Origin of the sequence: Niallia sp. FSL R7-0271 (assembly GCF_038005785.1) — a bacterium.
GTDB lineage: Bacteria > Bacillota > Bacilli > Bacillales > Cytobacillaceae > Niallia.
Genome location: NZ_JBBOTZ010000001.1, coordinates 3,045,633 through 3,062,487 on the forward strand (window position 1 = coordinate 3,045,633; position 16,855 = coordinate 3,062,487).

Genomic DNA, 16,855 nt, shown 5'->3' on the forward strand with positions numbered 1-16,855 from the left:
ACAACAAAATCATCAACAATCTGTGAATGGAACGAATTCCATTTTTCCTTAGAAAGGAGGTGATCCAGCCGCACCTTCCGATACGGCTACCTTGTTACGACTTCACCCCAATCATCTATCCCACCTTAGGCGGCTGGCTCCTAAAAGGTTACCCCACCGACTTCGGGTGTTACAAACTCTCGTGGTGTGACGGGCGGTGTGTACAAGGCCCGGGAACGTATTCACCGCGGCATGCTGATCCGCGATTACTAGCGATTCCAGCTTCATGTAGGCGAGTTGCAGCCTACAATCCGAACTGAGAATGGTTTTATGGGATTGGCTCGACCTCGCGGTTTTGCTGCCCTTTGTACCATCCATTGTAGCACGTGTGTAGCCCAGGTCATAAGGGGCATGATGATTTGACGTCATCCCCACCTTCCTCCGGTTTGTCACCGGCAGTCACCTTAGAGTGCCCAACTAAATGCTGGCAACTAAGATCAAGGGTTGCGCTCGTTGCGGGACTTAACCCAACATCTCACGACACGAGCTGACGACAACCATGCACCACCTGTCATCCTGTCCCCCGAAGGGGAACGTCCTATCTCTAGGATTGTCAGGAGATGTCAAGACCTGGTAAGGTTCTTCGCGTTGCTTCGAATTAAACCACATGCTCCACCGCTTGTGCGGGCCCCCGTCAATTCCTTTGAGTTTCAGCCTTGCGGCCGTACTCCCCAGGCGGAGTGCTTAATGCGTTTGCTGCAGCACTAAAGGGCGGAAACCCTCTAACACTTAGCACTCATCGTTTACGGCGTGGACTACCAGGGTATCTAATCCTGTTTGCTCCCCACGCTTTCGCGCCTCAGCGTCAGTTACAGACCAAAGAGTCGCCTTCGCCACTGGTGTTCCTCCACATCTCTACGCATTTCACCGCTACACGTGGAATTCCACTCTTCTCTTCTGCACTCAAGTCCCCCAGTTTCCAATGACCCTCCACGGTTGAGCCGTGGGCTTTCACATCAGACTTAAAGGACCGCCTGCGCGCGCTTTACGCCCAATAATTCCGGACAACGCTTGCCACCTACGTATTACCGCGGCTGCTGGCACGTAGTTAGCCGTGGCTTTCTGGTTAGGTACCGTCAAGGTACGAGCAGTTACTCTCGTACTTGTTCTTCCCTAACAACAGAGTTTTACGATCCGAAAACCTTCATCACTCACGCGGCGTTGCTCCGTCAGACTTTCGTCCATTGCGGAAGATTCCCTACTGCTGCCTCCCGTAGGAGTCTGGGCCGTGTCTCAGTCCCAGTGTGGCCGATCACCCTCTCAGGTCGGCTACGCATCGTCGCCTTGGTGAGCCGTTACCTCACCAACTAGCTAATGCGCCGCGGGCCCATCTGTAAGTGACAGCGTAAACCGTCTTTCAGCTTTTCTACATGAGTAGAAAAGGATTATCCGGTATTAGCTCCGGTTTCCCGAAGTTATCCCAGTCTTACAGGCAGGTTGCCCACGTGTTACTCACCCGTCCGCCGCTAACTTAAAAAGCAAGCTTTTTAAGTCCGCTCGACTTGCATGTATTAGGCACGCCGCCAGCGTTCGTCCTGAGCCAGGATCAAACTCTCCGATAAAGAGTAAGATTAGCTCATTTGCTAAACTCTAGCTTTTTGTTACTTTGTTTTCATCTTTATAACGCAAGTTATAAAAACGATTATTGTTGACGTTTTGTTTGTTCAGTTTTCAAAGAGCAATCTGTTTCATTTAATCGCTTGCTTCAGAAGCGACTTTATCAATTTACCATGAAAGCAATCTTCATGTCAACAACTTTTTAGAACTTTTTTGTTTCATCTAAATTCCCTTGTTGAGGACGAGAAATAATATACCATGTATATTTTTAATTAGCAATACATTTTTTAAGTTTTTATTCGTAAGAAAACCAAATTTTATCCCAGGCTCTAGTTCCTTCCTATATCTTAAAATAAACACACCATTTGTTAAGTTATTTTTAATAATAAGAAATACTAATTAAAAAATGCCGATATAATGATTGCAAAAACAGGTTACATATATGAAGATAAAGAAAATTATCCTCCGTCTCCATTACATATGATAATCGGAAACCTCATGTTTTCAACCTCTTAATAATGGTTATATACGCTACAAAATAGAGAGAAAGGAAAATCCGCTAAAAAACTTAAGTATCAATTGTGTTTTATTGATAAAAAATACAAGCGGACTAAAAACATAAATAAAAGAGCTTTAAGCCACATAATTATATAACAACCAGATTACAGGAGGTATTATGCTTATCGACATCGACTTCTTAGTTAAATTAGGGATCTCAACAGGACTTGGCTTGATTATCGGTTTAGAAAGAGAAATAAAAAGGAAGCCTGTTGGCTTAAAGACAAGTCTTGTTATCAGTATTGTGAGCTGCCTGCTCACTATTGTTTCTATAGAGGCAGCATATAAGTTTCCCGGGAGCGAGTTTGTAAATATTACAATGGACCCCCTTCGCCTTCCTGCACAAATTGTTTCCGGTATCGGCTTTTTAGGAGCTGGTGTAATATTGAGAAGAGGGAATGACAGTATCTCCGGGCTGACGACAGCAGCACTAATTTGGGGTGCCGGTGGAATTGGAATTGCAGTTGGGGCCGGTTATTACATAGAAGCTATCGCAGGTGTAACCCTTTTATTAGTGAGCGTAAAGTTTGTTCCTTTCCTTATGAGCCTTATCGGTCCTAGACAGCTAAGAGAAAAAGAAATAAAAGTTAAGCTCAAAGCAACGGAAAAGGAAGATGTTGCAACTATTATTGCAGCCATAAGAGAATTGAAAGCAGGCATTAAAAACCTGCGCATAAAAGACTTAGAAACCGGTGAACATTCTATCAACTTAATTTTAATAGTTGATCAAAAAAGAGAGTTAACAGAATTCTATAAAGAAATTTCCGGTATTAATGGCGTCAGGGAAATTGAAATAGAAAGCTTAAATTGATTATATTGACCAAATGGGTGGAGAGGTATCTCCATCCATTTATTGTTTTTTAGTTTAGTTATTGCAATATTTCTGAAAATATGTATAATATAATTTATCATCAACCAAACGGGGGCTTAGCTCAGCTGGGAGAGCGCTTGCATGGCATGCAAGAGGTCGTCGGTTCGATCCCGATAGTCTCCACCAACATACATAAATTCAGAAGACATTTGTCATCAATGGCAAATGTCTTTTTTACGTTCTTTTCCCTCTCATTTTAAATCGATATATTTTTCTTCCAAACCTTTCCTTGTATAATATTTTTATATCGAAAAATTCTAAAAAATACAGTGTAAAAAAAAATTATATTTTGTCGGATTTTATGGATTATTTGTCGCACATTCTGTATAATCATGCTTATTGAATTTTTTCAATAAGTTAAAGGAGGTTTTTCATTTTGGGTAAAGCATTAATTATTGGTGCTGGCGGTGTAGCAAGTGTTGTTGCACATAAATGCTGTCAAGTACCTGATGTATTCGAAGAGATTTGTATTGCAAGCAGAACACTTTCAAAATGTGAAGCGCTTAAAAATAAATTAGACGGCGGCAAAACGAAGGTTTCTATTGCCCAAGTCGATGCAGATAAAACAGAAGAAGTAATTGAGTTGATCAACAGCTTCAAGCCAGATGTAGTTATTAACGTGGCATTGCCATACCAAGACTTAACAATCATGGATGCATGTCTTGCAACTGGTGTTCACTACCTTGATACAGCTAACTATGAGCCGCCAGAAACAGCTAAGTTTGAGTATAAATGGCAGTGGGATTATAAGCAAAAATTCGAAGAAGCTGGACTAACAGCACTATTAGGCAGCGGTTTTGATCCAGGTGTTACTGGTGTATTTACTGCTTATGCACAAAAACATCATTTCGATGAAATCCACTATATCGATATCGTGGATGCTAATGGTGGAGATCATGGTTATCCGTTCGCGACTAACTTCAACCCTGAAATTAATATTCGCGAAATCACTGCAAACGGCCGCTATTTCGAAAATGGCGAGTGGGTAGAAACTGCACCTCTTTCTGAAAAGAGAGAGTATGACTTGGCAGAAATCGGACCTAAAAACATCTATCTTCTATACCATGAAGAATTAGAGTCTTTAGCTGTAAACATTAAAGGTGTGAAAAGAATCAGATTCTGGATGACATTCTCTGACAATTACTTGAACCACCTAAAAGTTCTTGAAAATGTTGGTATGACATCTATCGAGCCTATTAATTATGAAGGCAAAGAGATCATTCCGTTGCAGTTCTTGAAAGAATTGCTTCCAGATCCTGCTTCACTTGGACCTAGAACTAAAGGTAAAACAAATATTGGCTGCATTATCCAAGGTATTAAAGACGGCAAGCCAAAAACATATTATGTATACAATGTATGTGACCACCAAGAATGTTACAGAGAGGTTGGCTCACAAGCAATTTCATATACAACAGGTGTTCCGGCGATGATCGGTGCTATGCTTATCATTAAAGGACAATGGAAAAAGCCAGGCGTATACAATGTGGAAGAATTCGATCCAGATCCATTCATGGATGCATTGAACAAACACGGATTGCCATGGCAGGAGAACTTCACTCCAACTCTTATAGATTGAGAGGAAAGCAATGAAAAACATTGAATTTGATAAAGTACCATCTCCTAGTTATGTAGTGGACGAGCGTCTGCTTAAGAAAAACTTGGAGACATTGAACTATGTTCAGGAAAGAACTGGTGCTAAGATTCTTCTTGCATTAAAAGGATTTTCTATGCATTCTGTATTTCCACTTGTTTCAAAGTACCTTACAGGAGTAACTTCAAGCTCTTTGTTTGAAGCTAGATTAGGTTTTGAAAAGATGGGAAAAGAAGTTCATTCATATGCACCAGCATATGTGGACAGCGAGTTCGATGAACTGATGTTATACACGGACCATATTGTCTTCAATTCTTTTGCACAATGGGACCGTTTTAAAGATAAAGTAAGAAATGCTGACAAAAAAATTGATGTCGGAATTCGTATTAATCCAGAGTACTCTGAGATTGAAACAGAACTTTATAATCCTTGTGCACCGTACTCTAGATTCGGTGTTACATTGGATAACTTCGATGCTGATCGGCTTGATGAAATCGATGGCCTTCACTTCCATACAATGTGTGAGCAAAACTCTGACACTTTAAAGAGAACCCTTAAAGTAGTTGATGAGAAGTTTGGCGAACATATTAAAAAGGTTAAGTGGCTGAACCTAGGCGGCGGTCATCATATTACAAGACCAGATTATGATATCGAAACATTGATTGAATGCATTCTGTATTTGAAAGAGAAATATGATGTTGAAGTCTATCTAGAGCCTGGTGAAGCAATTGCTCTAAATACAGGTTATCTGGTAAGTACAGTTCTTGATGTTATGAAAAACGGAATGGACTTGGCTATTCTTGATACATCAGCTACTTGCCATATGCCTGATGTTCTGGAAATGCCATACAGACCTAATATCATCGGTGCTGGTATGCCTGGTGAATATGAGTACACATACAGACTAGGTGGAATGACTTGCCTATCTGGAGATGTCATCGGTGACTACTCCTTTAAAGAGCCATTAAAGCCTGGCGATAAAATTGTTTTCTGTGATATGGCTCATTATACAATGGTAAAAAATCATATGTTTAATGGTGTAAATCTCCCTTCTATCGTATCTTACAATGACGAAGAAGGCATTAAAGTCGTAAGACAATTTAAGTTTGAGGATTACAGCAACCGCCTTTCATAAGAAATGAACCCCTTCTCTAAATTAGAGAAGGGGTTTTTTCATGCATATTCCTTCCTGAAAAGGGTAAGTGGAAAAGGATAATATTTAAAACTAGTAGGAAATAGGGGTGACAGGAAATGAAGCGTATGGAAAACAAAGTAGCTGTCATAACAGGGGGGGCTTCTGGTATTGGTAAGGCCTCTGCCATTCGTTTAGCAAGAGAAGGAGCAAAAATCAGCATACTCGATATGAATCAAGAAAGAGGCATCACGGCCACAAACGAGATTGCAGAGCTAGGCGGCGAGGCAATCTTCTTTCAAGTCGATATAACTGATGAAGAGCAAGTGGCAAACGCAATGGAAGAAACCTTTAATAAATGGGGAGAAATTACTACCCTTCTTGCAAATGCTGGGATTGTCGGAACATTGTCTCCAATCGAGGATTTTTCCACAAAAGATTGGGCTAATACAATCAATAACAATGTCGTCGGAACATTCGAGACTGTTAAGCAGGCAATTCCTTATATGAAAAATAACGGAGGAACCATTACTGTTATTAGCTCTGTTAGTGGTAACCGCCGATTTGCTCAAAAAGGTTTTTCCGCTTACAGTACATCCAAGGCAGCAATTGCAGCATTTGCTAAAATGGCTGCAATTGAGTTGGCACCATATAAAATTCGGGTAAATGCCATTTGTCCAGGTACTATTGATACGAATATTTTGGAATCCATTAAAGAATCCAATCATCCTGATGAGATACAGTTTCCATTTGGCATTCCGGAAGAGGCAATCCCGCTAAAGTCAGATGCAGGCAAACCAGAAGAAGTAGCAAATCTATTCCTGTTCTTAGCATCTGATGAAGCCTCTCATCTGACAGGAACTGAAATTTATGTCGATGGTGCAGAAACATTAATAAAAGGATAGCAGGAGGAATAACATGCCTTACAACGATGTGAAAGATCTGCCAGAATCAGTACGCAATAACCTGCCTTTTCATGCTCAGGAAATTTTTAAAGAAGCGTTCAATGCTTCCTTAGATGAATATAAAAAAGAAGAAACAGCGTTTAAAGTTGCTTGGAGTGCTGTTAAGAACAAGTACCATAAAGATAAAGATGGAAATTGGACAGCCAAGGATTAAAAAAAGACATCAGCCTGTCTGCTGATGTCTTTTAAGCAATGCTTAACTGTTTGTAAGTTTCCCTTCTGTTGATACTTGCCATTCGAATCCATATTTATCCTCGAGTTGTCCATACAAAGGGCTCCAAAATGTTTCTTGCAGGGGCATTTTTACTTTGCCGCCTTCTTGTAAGGCAGCAAATACTTTCTTTGTGTCCTCAATATTTTCCAAAATGATTGCGGTAGTAACATTCGTGCCTATTGTGTATGGCATTCCTGGAAATGTGTCAGAAAGCATTAAGTCCGTATCGCCTACCTTCAGCTGTGCATTTAACACACGGTCTTTAGCTTCTTCTGGAATTGGCATTTCAGGATTTGGAGGCATGTCACCAAAAAGCTGCATACTTATTACCTCAGCATTTAGTGCATTTTTATAAAATTCCACTGCTTCATTACCATTCCCATTAAAAACGAAATAAGGGTACATTGATTTAATCATGATCCCACTCCTTCTTCCCTGAATATTCACTAATATTCTCTTTCATTTAGCAAATTCCTTCTGATGATACAAAAAACAAATTTGACCTCTAAAAGATTAGAGGTCAAAAGGAATGCTTATTGATAGCCGTTTTCACGATTTGCAGCTTCGTCTTTTACTTCTTCTCTGAATGCATTGATTGATTCTTCTCTTCTTTTGTTTTTAGCTTCTATGTTAGCTCTTTCTTCTGAGGAAGCAAATGCCATTGTCTCTTCAGACTTATCAATATTATCTAATGTATTTTCAATCATATCTTGTAGTTTCTCTACATTATCTGCTCTGTTATCTGGATTTGGACGATTATTTGTCATGTCATTTCCTCCTGTAATTTAAAATACTATAGTATTTTGTTTATTTCTTGGTTTTTTATACACAGGAGAAATATGTTATTCCAATACTTTAACATAGATAAAAAGAGGAAAAACATAAATGTCTTTCCTCTTTTTATCAGCTTATAATAGGAAGGGTAATCATCACACATGTTCCCCAGCCTTCCTTGCTTTTCACGGACATTTGCCCGTTATTTTCCTGCAAGAGTCGATTACACACCGTTAAACCGATACCGTTGCCTTTTTCTTTACTTGTATAATACGGTTCCCATATTTGACTGAGAAGCTCTTTGTTGATGCCTTCTCCATTATCTATTATTCGGATGCGAACCATATCAGATTTACTATCAATGATCATCTTGACTTTCCCGCTTCCACCATGGATAGCTTCCAGACTATTTTTTAATACATTGATGATTACCTGCTTGAAATGCGATTTCTCCATAGATATAAACGCATTTTTTTCTTGTCTGTTTACTACAATAATTTCCTTATTCTGTTCAATAGCCAATGCCTGGAACAAAAGCTTAATATTTTGCAATTCGACACTCGGAAGAATGGTTAATAATTCAGCTCTTACAGCTGCTTTAGCTTCAGGCTTGCCAAGAATAAGTAATTCCTTTAATACCTGATTAATTCGGTCTATTTCTTCCAGAAGAATATCTTCAAAGCCAGTTTTATCACTTTTTTCTTTTAAAAGCTGGATAAAGCCTCTTATTGTCGTTAATGGGTTTCTGATTTCATGAGCAACACTTGCAGCCATTTCTCCAACAACCTTCAGCTTTTCAGAAGAGATGATCAACTGTTCGCTTCTCTTTTGCTCTGTTATATCCATTCCAAAATAAATAGTGCGTTTATTTTCGTTATTATAATAAAGTTCTTTCCTGTCCCACAGTATATAATGAACCTTCCCATTAACATCAATGTAATTTTGTGGCTTTACTGTTTCCATACTGATTTCTTGCAAAATAGTCGAAATTGATTCGCCAAGCAAATCAATTTCGGTCTTTTTCAATAACTTACATAATGAATCATTTATTTTAATGATTGTATTTCCATCTATTACTAGAAGATAATTCGGGTTTATATTCATAATTGTTTCAAGCTGTTCACTCTGCTTCCGCAATTCTCCGTTCATTGCATTTATCTTGAATGATTGCATTTGAAAAAAGCCAATAAATAATATAATTGCAGCAAAAATAGAATTGAAACTAGAGTAATATAACGGAATAAAAGCAAAACCGCTTAAGTTGCCGTTAATGAATATAAGAAGAGCAGCCGCTACCAACTTTATATAGAATCTTTTATCACCAATGTCACGAACCTTTGTCGTAATAAACAGCAACAGAAATGTATTAAGATAGCCGATAACTATGTTTAACATGAATAGCAGATTACCTACGCCATACACCGGCAGCAAGTGTGATGGTGCTAACAGCTTAGCATCTTTCCATGTATATGACACAATCCCAAAGTCAGTAAAGTTAACAATATAGACAACTAACGTATAGAGAATAAAAAAAGTCAGAATTCCTTTATTTAAAAGCCATCTGTATTTTTTCAACTCCCTATTTTTCCACACTAAGTAATAGGAGAAATAGTACATTATTGGCATAATAAAAATAGAGCCGCCCCTAAAAAAGCGAAACAGACTATCTATCCATTTGAGGGGAAGTACATTTTCTGCATACAGTGTTGCAACATCCATTTGCCAAAAAGATAACATCCCCAAAAATAGGGATAGGGTTACAGCAAGTCTCGTTTTTGAAAAAAACAGGACAGTCAGGGAAATGATGAGTGGTATCATCGCTACCATCATCAATAAAATAAATTCCATCTTAAATCCCTCCTGTCCGATACCGCCTGATGTATATTCATATGATTACACTTAAATAGCAATACTGCTGTAATCAAGGATGTAGTATTTGTTATCATGATGAGTGGTGTTTCCCCAATATAAGTTTTCTTCTTATTTTACTATGAAATGTCTCTTTTGAGTAAAAAGTCTCGTTTTTTTCTGAAAGAAAAAAAGCAATATGGCTTTAAGATTACCTTTAGCCATGTTGCTTTTTAATCAGTTCCAGCTGTTAGTTAATGAAACTTTACCTATTGCCTTTCCTGCTTCCAAATATTCATGTGCCTTGTCTGCTTCTGTAAAGGAGAATTCCTCTTCATCCACAAGCGGATTAAGCTCCCCGTTCGCCACAATCTCGGCAATTTTTTGAAGGATAGCTCCATGCTCCTTCCTTGATGATTCATCTATTATTTTCAACAGCATAAACGTAACATGCAAGGATAGACCTTTGGCGTGCATCGGTGAAAGGTCATGTGTTGATCTTGCAGCAATGGCAAGAACTGTACCATGTATGGCTGCTGCTTGGAATGATTTATCTAAATTCGTTCCGCCAACCGTGTCAAAAACAGTTTGAAATCCGTTGCCTTGTGTATATTTTTCAACATACTCACTAATAGATTCTTCCTTGTAGTTAATTACTGTATCTGCTCCTAATGATTTTGCTATTTTTGCTTTTTCATTTGAGGAAACAGTTGTATAAACCTCTGCTCCCTTCCATTTTGCTAGCTGAATGGCAACATGACCAACACCGCCTGTTCCACCATGAATCAACACTTTTTGTCCCGCAGAAATATTCCCTTTTTCAAAAAGGGCATCCCAAGCGGTAATGCTTACTAATGGCAAAACAGCAGCTTGCTTCATGGTGATGTTTTTTGGTTTATGTGCTAATAACCGGGCGTCTGCGAGCATATATTCAGCTAACGCACCACCTGTTCCTTTAAAGCCGCCAGCACAGCCAAATACTTCATCTCCTGCTTTAAAGTTGTCAACACCCTCTCCTACTTCCTCTATAACACCTGCTACATCGCCATGAAGAACTGCTGGTAGCTCTGGGGAAGCGGCAGGAACTGCTCCTGCTCTAATTTTTACATCAATAGGATTTACACTTGATGCCATTACTTTAATAAGTACATAACCTTTTTTAATAGTGGGTCTATCCATTTCTGATTCACGGAATACAGACGCATCACCATATGAATGAACTAGCATTGCTTTCAACATCATCTCTCCTCTCCATTATCTATTATTTTACAGAAAACAGGCATAATCTGCATTGGTTTTAATTTCACCAAAAAAGGTTATTAGAAAAATAACTTGCTAGCTGCATTATTTCTTATGTATTTAAACAGAACAACCATACAGGAGGAGTTATTATGAGTGACATGTCAAATAAGGTAGCAATAATTACAGGTGCGGCATCAGGGATTGGCCATGCAGCCGCTATCTCTCTAGTTAAAAGTGGAGTTAAAGTAGCATTGCTCGATTTAATTCCTGAAAACTTAGAATCTGTTGATAAGGAAATAAAAGAACTTGGCGGAGAAGCAATCATTTTAGAAGCAAATATTTCTGATGCCTGTTCCATGAGTACAGCATTTGATTATGTCATTAAAAAATGGGGTAAGCTTGATATTGTTTTTGCTAATGCTGGAATTAACGGGAAGGTCTCCCCAATTGAACATCTCTCTCCAGAGGATTGGGACATGACTATGGAAACCAATCTTAAAGGAACCTTCCTTACATTAAAATATGCTGTTCCTCATATGAAACAAAATGGCGGAAGTATTATTATTACTAGCAGCATTAACGGCAACCGAACTTATTCAAGCTTTGGTATGTCAGCATATAGTACTTCTAAAGCTGGTCAGGTTGCTTTTGGCAAAATGGCAGCATTGGAGCTGGCTAAATATAAAATAAGAGTAAATATCATTTGCCCTGGTGCAATTGATACAAATATTGAAGAAAACACGTTCCGAGAGGAAGAAAAATTAAAGGAAATTGCCATACCGGTAGAATATCCTGAAGGAAGTCAGCCGCTTGCACAAAAGTCAGGTGAGCCAAAACAGGTAGCTGATTTAGTTCAGTTCCTGAGCTCAGATGCCTCCAGCCATATCACTGGAACAGAAATTTATATTGATGGCGCTGAATCACTGCTTTAATAAACAAAGGCTAAAGGGGTTACTCCTTTAGCCTTTGTTATTTTCTAGCAAGCAAGTGAGTAAGTATTTAAAACGAATTGTGCTACAATACACCTTATAAACTTACGGGAGGTAATAGATAATGAATCAGGTAATAGAGACTTTAAAACAGCATCGTTCTTATCGAAAATACGAAAACAAACCAGTTCCTAAAGAAATGGTTGAGGCTATTTTGGATTCAGCGCAAGCTGCCCCTTCATGGGCGAATGGACAGCAGGTTACTGTTATACTGGTAGAGGATACAGCAAGGAAGGAAAGATTAGCAGAGCTTTGCGGAAATCAGCAGCATATTAAGGAGGCACCAATATTTTTAGTATTCTGCATGGATTTCTACCGGACAGAGCTTGCAGCCAACCTGGAAAACACTGCTTTTGGTGCTGCTGATCAATCAGACTTGCTTCTTGTTGGAGCAACAGATGCTGGAATTGCCTTGGCAAATGCGATAACAGCTGCTGAATCCTTAGGGTTAGGGACTGTTCCTATTGGCGGAATAAGAAGAAATGCACCAGAAGTTGTCGAGTATTTACAGCTTCCTAAATATGTATTGCCTATCTCTGGTTTAAGTATTGGCTTCCCATCTGAAGATCCTGGTGTTAAACCACGACTTCCTAAAGAAAGCTATGTTCATAAGGAAACTTATAACAGTGATCAAATCGGTTCATTAAAAGAATATAACGATATTTTTAAGCAATACTTGCAAGAACGGGGCAGTGAACAAGCTAACTGGACAAACAGGGTGGCAAACTTTTATAAGCAGCCCTATTACCCAAGTCTAGGACCATTACTGAAAAAACAAGGCTTTACTGCGAAAGATCTAGGCGAATGAAAAAAACATCCTCCCTTAAATTTCGGAGGATGTTTTTTTGGCTACTGGCCAAGCTTTGGGAAGGTAATTTCAAATTTCGTCCCTTTTTCCAGCTCACTGTCAACCTTAATAGTGCCTGAATGCTTTTCTATAATCCACTTAGCAATAGACAAGCCTAATCCAGTGCCTTCCATATCTGTCCTTGATTGCTCCACTTGATAAAACCGGTTGAAGACTTTTGGTATATCTTGTTTTGGGATGCCAATTCCGTTATCTTTCACCTCTAATTCAACAGTGTGAGTTTTAGCTGTGGCATTTATAGCAATCGTGCCTCCCTCACCTGTGAATTTCATGCTGTTATCCACTAGGATGACAAGCAGTTGGTGAATACGTTCCTTGTCACCGATCAGCTTGATAGGTGACCTTGTATCAGTATAAATTCTTTTTCCTTGAAACTCTGCGATATCGGCATACTGGTCAATCACTTCCTGGATGAGGAGATTCAAGGCAAATTCTTGCTTCGATATTTCCATTTGATTTGAGTCGCTTCTGGCAAGTGTCAGCAAATTTGTGACGAGCTTGTTCAATCGTCGTGTTTCCTTTGAAATGACTGAAATATCTATAGCCTTTTCTTGAATGGTGGCATCAGGCTCTTGGAAGAGCAGGTCTGTTCTTGTTTGGATGACTGCTAAAGGTGTTCTCAGCTCATGGGAGGCATCTGATACGAATTGCTGCTGAGATTCCCATGATTTTTGAATCGGTACAAGAGCTCTTCCAGCAAGGAAATAACCAGCCATTATGGCGAAGATGCTTCCTGCCAGCACACCTACTGTCATAATAATAATCAATCGGTTCAGCATTGATTTTTCTGGATCAATGCTGCGGATAAATTGAATTATTTCCTTTGATCCATCCTCCATTGTTACTTTAACAGCAATCGTGTTATAACTGTAGCCGCTGACTGTCTGCTTCTCTACAATCTTATCGTATTGCTCTGGATAGAAATTCTCGAATTCACTCGCATAATTCATGATGTCTTGGGAAATAACATCAATTTCCTTATCGTCTGTCCACTTAATAACAGAGATTTGCCGGGGCGGCTCTTGCATTGGTCCCCTTCCATCTCTTTGTTCAAAATGGCTGATCGTTTCCGCCGTTTCTTCCAAGGACTGATTAATATCCTTATATATTTGCTTTTCGGTATAATGATAAATCATCACACCGAGGACTACCATTAATAAGATAAATACAAGCGAGTTAAGGAAGGTTAGTTTAATTCTTGTTTTTTGGAACATTATTTATCCCCTTATACTCTTTTTAAAATATAGCCAACACCTCGGACTGTTTGAATATCTTTATGATATGCGAATTCTTCTAATTTTTTACGCAGTTGGTGGATGAACACTTCCACAATTGCAATCGTCGTATCAGAATCGAATCCCCATATCCGATCAAATATTTGTTCCTTCGTGAGGATTTTCCCAGTATTTTGAATTAAATACTCAAGCAGCTCATATTGTTTGACTGTTAACTTGATTGGCATTCCTTTAACAAGCACATCATTTTCCTTGCCTGTCAGCACGATTTCTTCATACTTAAGCCCTTCATCAATATCTAATGCCCCGCTCCTTCTCAAGAGAGCCTTGATTCTTGCTTCAAGCTCAGGAGCCTGGAAAGGCTTTACTAAATAATCGTCGCCGCCAAATTCCAGCCCTTTTACCCGATCCTCAAGTGAATCCTTTGCTGTTAAGAATAAAACAGGTGTATTGACTTTTTCTTTACGCAAGGTTTGAACAATGTCAAAACCGTTAATATAAGGAAGCATGACATCGAGCACGATCAAATCATAGATATTTTGCTGTGCATAAAACAAGCCGTCTTCTCCATTATCTGCTGTATCAACAGAATACTCCTTCTCCAATATCCCCTTTATGGATTCTAATAAAGGTTTATTATCCTCCACAACTAGTATCTTCATTGTTTCAATCTCCTTTGGCTTTTAAATCTGACAATTGCTTGATTCATTAGCATTATTAAAACATAAGCCTCTATATAAATAAATACTCTCACGAATGTTTTTGTGCCAGCTTGAAAGAGAAGCGATTCGCATCTGCGGACCGCTTCTTTTCTACCATACTATTTTTGTTGATACTCGTACAAGGTTTGCCCCATGCCTCTCATATTAGATAAATCAGTAGCAGAGCTGTCAGTAGTGCTAGTATCAGATGAATACTCGCTGCTAGGTACCTCAACACAGTTTTCTTGAATCCACTCTGTCACTTCACTATTGCCACCCATTCCTTGACCAGATACTAAGAAATACTTGATTTCTCCTGCTTCAGCCATCTCCTCCAGCTCATCTACTGTCGGTGCCGGATCTGATCCGCCAAAGCCGCCCATTGCCATTACTGCATAGTCTGTGTTCAGCATAATAGAATATGCCGATTGGGCTCTTTGTACTGCCAAGAAGAATTTTTCGCCATTGTAATTGTCTTCAAGATACGACATTAAGCCAGAATCGATACTGTCCATATCGCCCCCGCCGCCTGGTCCGCCTGTAAAACCACTGCTGGCATTATTCTCAGAAGCTCCCGGGAAACCAGTTGGAGCCTCATTAGAATCACTTGGCATTTCATTTGGAATGGAACCTTGCTCCATATTACCACCATCGAAGGCACGCATGCCTCCACCTCCGCCGCCTGGTCCGCCCATTCCACTTGTCGGACCTGCAGTTGGTGTAGATTCATTGCCAGTCTTTGTAATCGTTATAGCAGTCCAATAAATCGGCAGTACTAATAATGCCAATATGCTGATAACTGCTATTGTCTCCTTTATGGATGCACTTGATTTGCCTGCTATTAACAGCATAAACAGTACAACCCCTAAAATAATAGCAACCCACATCCATACAATGGATACAGAAGAGCTGTTCTGATAGACAATCAGCGCTTCAAAGCAGAAAGTAATTAATATTCCAACAGGCAGCAGCCAGCTCTCCCAGCCATTCTCTTCTTTATAAAAGTTCCATAATGTCGTAAAACCGATACCGACAAGTGCGGCAATTGCAGGCCCCATCATACTTAAATAATAATGATGGTAAAATAGCGCGATGCTGAAGAAAACAAACATAGGTGCTAGCCAGAAAAACCAAAATGCTGCAAAATGGTGCTGTATTGTATACTTTCTCGTCTTTAAGAAAGACAAGACTAAACCAATAATGGCAAAGACCACGAATGGCAGCAGCCAGCTAATTTGTCCAGACAGCTCGCTTTGGAATAATCGCAGCGGGCCTGCTTCACCAGTGTTAAACATGCCAGATTGGCTGGAGCTGCCTCCATCTCCTTGCTGTCCACCATTAGGCATAGTAGTAGGAGCTTCCTCACTAGTATTGCTGGAATCTGAAGTACTAGTACTAGTTTCATCAGTCGAAGTCTGAGTCTGCGGTGCTTGAGCATTCCCTCCGCCTCCCATGCCAGAATCTTGACCAGTTAATCTTGATAAGCCATTATAGCCAAAAGCAAGCTCTAGTACAGAGTTCGTTTCACTTCCGCCCATATACGGCCTTTCACTTTTTGGGGTCAAATCAACTGCAAGTGCCCATGACAAGGAGATAACAACTAGCAAAACAGTGGATGCTGCTAAGTGCATCAGCTTTTTCCAGATTTTCAATTCTCTCGTTGCAAAGAAATAATAGAAAGCAAATGCCGGCAACACCATATATGCCTGCAGCATTTTCACATTAAAGCCGACGCCCACAAGAGCAAAGCTTAATAATAGCCAGCCAAGCTTCTGCTTTTCGACTGCTTTCATCAATGCCCATGCTGCTATCATCAGTGTAACAATCAAGATACTGTCTACATTATTAGTTCTGACAACTGCTACAAAAATTGGCGAGCAAGCTAAAACCAAACTGGCAATCAGTGCTGCCGGTCTGCCGAATTTCGGCTTAATCATGATATATAACAACCAGACAGAAACGACACCAGCAAGTGCCTCTGGCAAAAGAAGCACAAAGTCATTGAAGCCGAAGATCTTAGCAAAAATCGCTTGAATCCATAAAGCTACTGGAGGTTTATCAACGGTTATAAATCCAGCAGGATCAAAGGAAACAAAGAAAAAGTTATGGAAGCTAGTCAACATGCTTTTCACAGCTACAGAATAATACGAATTCGTGCCAGCATTCTGCAAATTATAGAAATTTAAACCGGCCGAAAACAGCAATATAGCTATTAAAAGGATGTCGACTCTTCCTTTAGTCCAATTTTTCATATCTTACTCCATTCTTATA

At 39.5% G+C, this 16,855-nt stretch carries 14 protein-coding genes, 1 tRNA gene and 1 rRNA gene; 8 read left to right on the top strand and 8 right to left on the bottom strand.

All coding sequences use genetic code 11. The annotated features are described in order from the left end of the window. Window positions 1-52 precede the first annotated feature (52 nt). A 16S ribosomal RNA gene (locus MKX82_RS15605) occupies window positions 53-1,601 on the bottom strand. Window positions 1,602-2,272: 671 nt separating this feature from the next. Between MKX82_RS15605 and MKX82_RS15610 the strand changes: the two genes are divergently transcribed. The 6 genes from MKX82_RS15610 to MKX82_RS15635 all read left to right on the top strand — a co-directional run bounded on the left by MKX82_RS15610 (window position 2,273) and on the right by MKX82_RS15635 (window position 6,867). Then, window positions 2,273-2,965 carry an MgtC/SapB family protein gene (locus tag MKX82_RS15610; RefSeq protein ID WP_233316424.1) on the top strand — a complete coding sequence of 231 codons (693 nt, stop codon included), beginning with the start codon at window positions 2,273-2,275 and terminating at the stop codon, window positions 2,963-2,965. A 110-nt stretch (window positions 2,966-3,075) separates the two neighbouring features. After that, window positions 3,076-3,151: transfer RNA gene (locus MKX82_RS15615), tRNA-Ala, on the top strand. Window positions 3,152-3,401: 250 nt separating this feature from the next. After that, window positions 3,402-4,601: a saccharopine dehydrogenase family protein gene (locus tag MKX82_RS15620; protein WP_233316425.1), complete on the top strand. Its 1,200-nt coding sequence runs from the start codon at window positions 3,402-3,404 to the stop codon at window positions 4,599-4,601. 10 nt (window positions 4,602-4,611) lie between these two features. Further along, window positions 4,612-5,751 carry a carboxynorspermidine decarboxylase gene (nspC, locus tag MKX82_RS15625; protein WP_233316426.1) on the top strand — a complete coding sequence of 380 codons (1,140 nt, stop codon included), beginning with the start codon at window positions 4,612-4,614 and terminating at the stop codon, window positions 5,749-5,751. Between the two features lie 116 nt (window positions 5,752-5,867). Further along, the gene (locus MKX82_RS15630) at window positions 5,868-6,653 is read left to right on the top strand and encodes an SDR family NAD(P)-dependent oxidoreductase (RefSeq protein ID WP_341078273.1); all 786 of its coding nucleotides are present in this window, start codon (window positions 5,868-5,870) and stop codon (window positions 6,651-6,653) included. Window positions 6,654-6,666: 13 nt separating this feature from the next. Continuing rightward, window positions 6,667-6,867, top strand: coding sequence for a ChaB family protein (locus MKX82_RS15635; protein ID WP_251644694.1), 201 nt, complete (start codon window positions 6,667-6,669; stop codon window positions 6,865-6,867). Window positions 6,868-6,909: 42 nt separating this feature from the next. Here MKX82_RS15635 and MKX82_RS15640 read toward each other — a convergent pair whose 3' ends face one another. The 4 genes from MKX82_RS15640 to MKX82_RS15655 form a co-directional block, all read right to left on the bottom strand. Then, window positions 6,910-7,344, bottom strand: a complete 435-nt coding sequence (locus MKX82_RS15640) for a VOC family protein (RefSeq protein ID WP_341078278.1) — start codon at window positions 7,342-7,344, stop codon at window positions 6,910-6,912. A gap of 116 nt (window positions 7,345-7,460) precedes the next feature. Continuing rightward, window positions 7,461-7,694, bottom strand: coding sequence for a small acid-soluble spore protein Tlp (gene tlp / locus MKX82_RS15645; protein ID WP_233316430.1), 234 nt, complete (start codon window positions 7,692-7,694; stop codon window positions 7,461-7,463). 136 nt (window positions 7,695-7,830) lie between these two features. Further along, entirely contained in the window at window positions 7,831-9,549 is a 1,719-nt protein-coding gene (locus tag MKX82_RS15650) for an ATP-binding protein (RefSeq protein ID WP_237941830.1), read from the bottom strand. A gap of 237 nt (window positions 9,550-9,786) precedes the next feature. After that, complete coding sequence (locus MKX82_RS15655) at window positions 9,787-10,785, bottom strand: zinc-dependent alcohol dehydrogenase family protein (RefSeq protein WP_251644834.1); 999 nt, start codon at window positions 10,783-10,785, stop codon at window positions 9,787-9,789. Window positions 10,786-10,940: 155 nt separating this feature from the next. Between MKX82_RS15655 and MKX82_RS15660 the strand changes: the two genes are divergently transcribed. Beyond that, a complete protein-coding gene (locus MKX82_RS15660) occupies window positions 10,941-11,723 on the top strand; it encodes an SDR family oxidoreductase (RefSeq protein ID WP_233316432.1) in 783 nt (260 codons plus the stop codon). A gap of 121 nt (window positions 11,724-11,844) precedes the next feature. After that, a complete protein-coding gene (locus tag MKX82_RS15665; protein ID WP_341078282.1) occupies window positions 11,845-12,588 on the top strand; it encodes an NADPH-dependent oxidoreductase in 744 nt (247 codons plus the stop codon). A 41-nt stretch (window positions 12,589-12,629) separates the two neighbouring features. Here the strand turns inward: MKX82_RS15665 and MKX82_RS15670 are convergent, their stop codons facing one another. The 3 genes from MKX82_RS15670 to MKX82_RS15680 all read right to left on the bottom strand — a co-directional run bounded on the left by MKX82_RS15670 (window position 12,630) and on the right by MKX82_RS15680 (window position 16,836). Next, on the bottom strand, window positions 12,630-13,862 hold the full coding sequence (locus MKX82_RS15670; RefSeq protein ID WP_233316434.1) for a sensor histidine kinase: 1,233 nt from the start codon (window positions 13,860-13,862) through the stop codon (window positions 12,630-12,632). A gap of 11 nt (window positions 13,863-13,873) precedes the next feature. After that, complete coding sequence (locus tag MKX82_RS15675) at window positions 13,874-14,545, bottom strand: response regulator transcription factor (protein WP_233316435.1); 672 nt, start codon at window positions 14,543-14,545, stop codon at window positions 13,874-13,876. A gap of 158 nt (window positions 14,546-14,703) precedes the next feature. After that, the gene (locus MKX82_RS15680) at window positions 14,704-16,836 is read right to left on the bottom strand and encodes a glycosyltransferase family 39 protein (RefSeq protein WP_341078285.1); all 2,133 of its coding nucleotides are present in this window, start codon (window positions 16,834-16,836) and stop codon (window positions 14,704-14,706) included. Window positions 16,837-16,855: the final 19 nt, after the last annotated feature.

What these genes read in the sequence shown, in the direction of transcription:
- MKX82_RS15610 (WP_233316424.1), top strand. Translation starts at nt 2,273, where the DNA reads ATGCTTATCGACATCGACTTCTTAGTTAAATTAGGGATCTCAACAGGA.
- nspC (WP_233316426.1), top strand. Translation starts at nt 4,612, where the DNA reads ATGAAAAACATTGAATTTGATAAAGTACCATCTCCTAGTTATGTAGTG.
- MKX82_RS15630 (WP_341078273.1), top strand. Translation starts at nt 5,868, where the DNA reads ATGAAGCGTATGGAAAACAAAGTAGCTGTCATAACAGGGGGGGCTTCT.
- MKX82_RS15635 (WP_251644694.1), top strand. Translation starts at nt 6,667, where the DNA reads ATGCCTTACAACGATGTGAAAGATCTGCCAGAATCAGTACGCAATAAC.
- MKX82_RS15640 (WP_341078278.1), bottom strand. Translation starts at nt 7,344, where the DNA reads ATGATTAAATCAATGTACCCTTATTTCGTTTTTAATGGGAATGGTAAT.
- tlp (WP_233316430.1), bottom strand. Translation starts at nt 7,694, where the DNA reads ATGACAAATAATCGTCCAAATCCAGATAACAGAGCAGATAATGTAGAG.
- MKX82_RS15650 (WP_237941830.1), bottom strand. Translation starts at nt 9,549, where the DNA reads ATGGAATTTATTTTATTGATGATGGTAGCGATGATACCACTCATCATT.
- MKX82_RS15660 (WP_233316432.1), top strand. Translation starts at nt 10,941, where the DNA reads ATGAGTGACATGTCAAATAAGGTAGCAATAATTACAGGTGCGGCATCA.
- MKX82_RS15665 (WP_341078282.1), top strand. Translation starts at nt 11,845, where the DNA reads ATGAATCAGGTAATAGAGACTTTAAAACAGCATCGTTCTTATCGAAAA.
- MKX82_RS15670 (WP_233316434.1), bottom strand. Translation starts at nt 13,862, where the DNA reads ATGTTCCAAAAAACAAGAATTAAACTAACCTTCCTTAACTCGCTTGTA.
- MKX82_RS15675 (WP_233316435.1), bottom strand. Translation starts at nt 14,545, where the DNA reads ATGAAGATACTAGTTGTGGAGGATAATAAACCTTTATTAGAATCCATA.
- MKX82_RS15680 (WP_341078285.1), bottom strand. Translation starts at nt 16,836, where the DNA reads ATGAAAAATTGGACTAAAGGAAGAGTCGACATCCTTTTAATAGCTATA.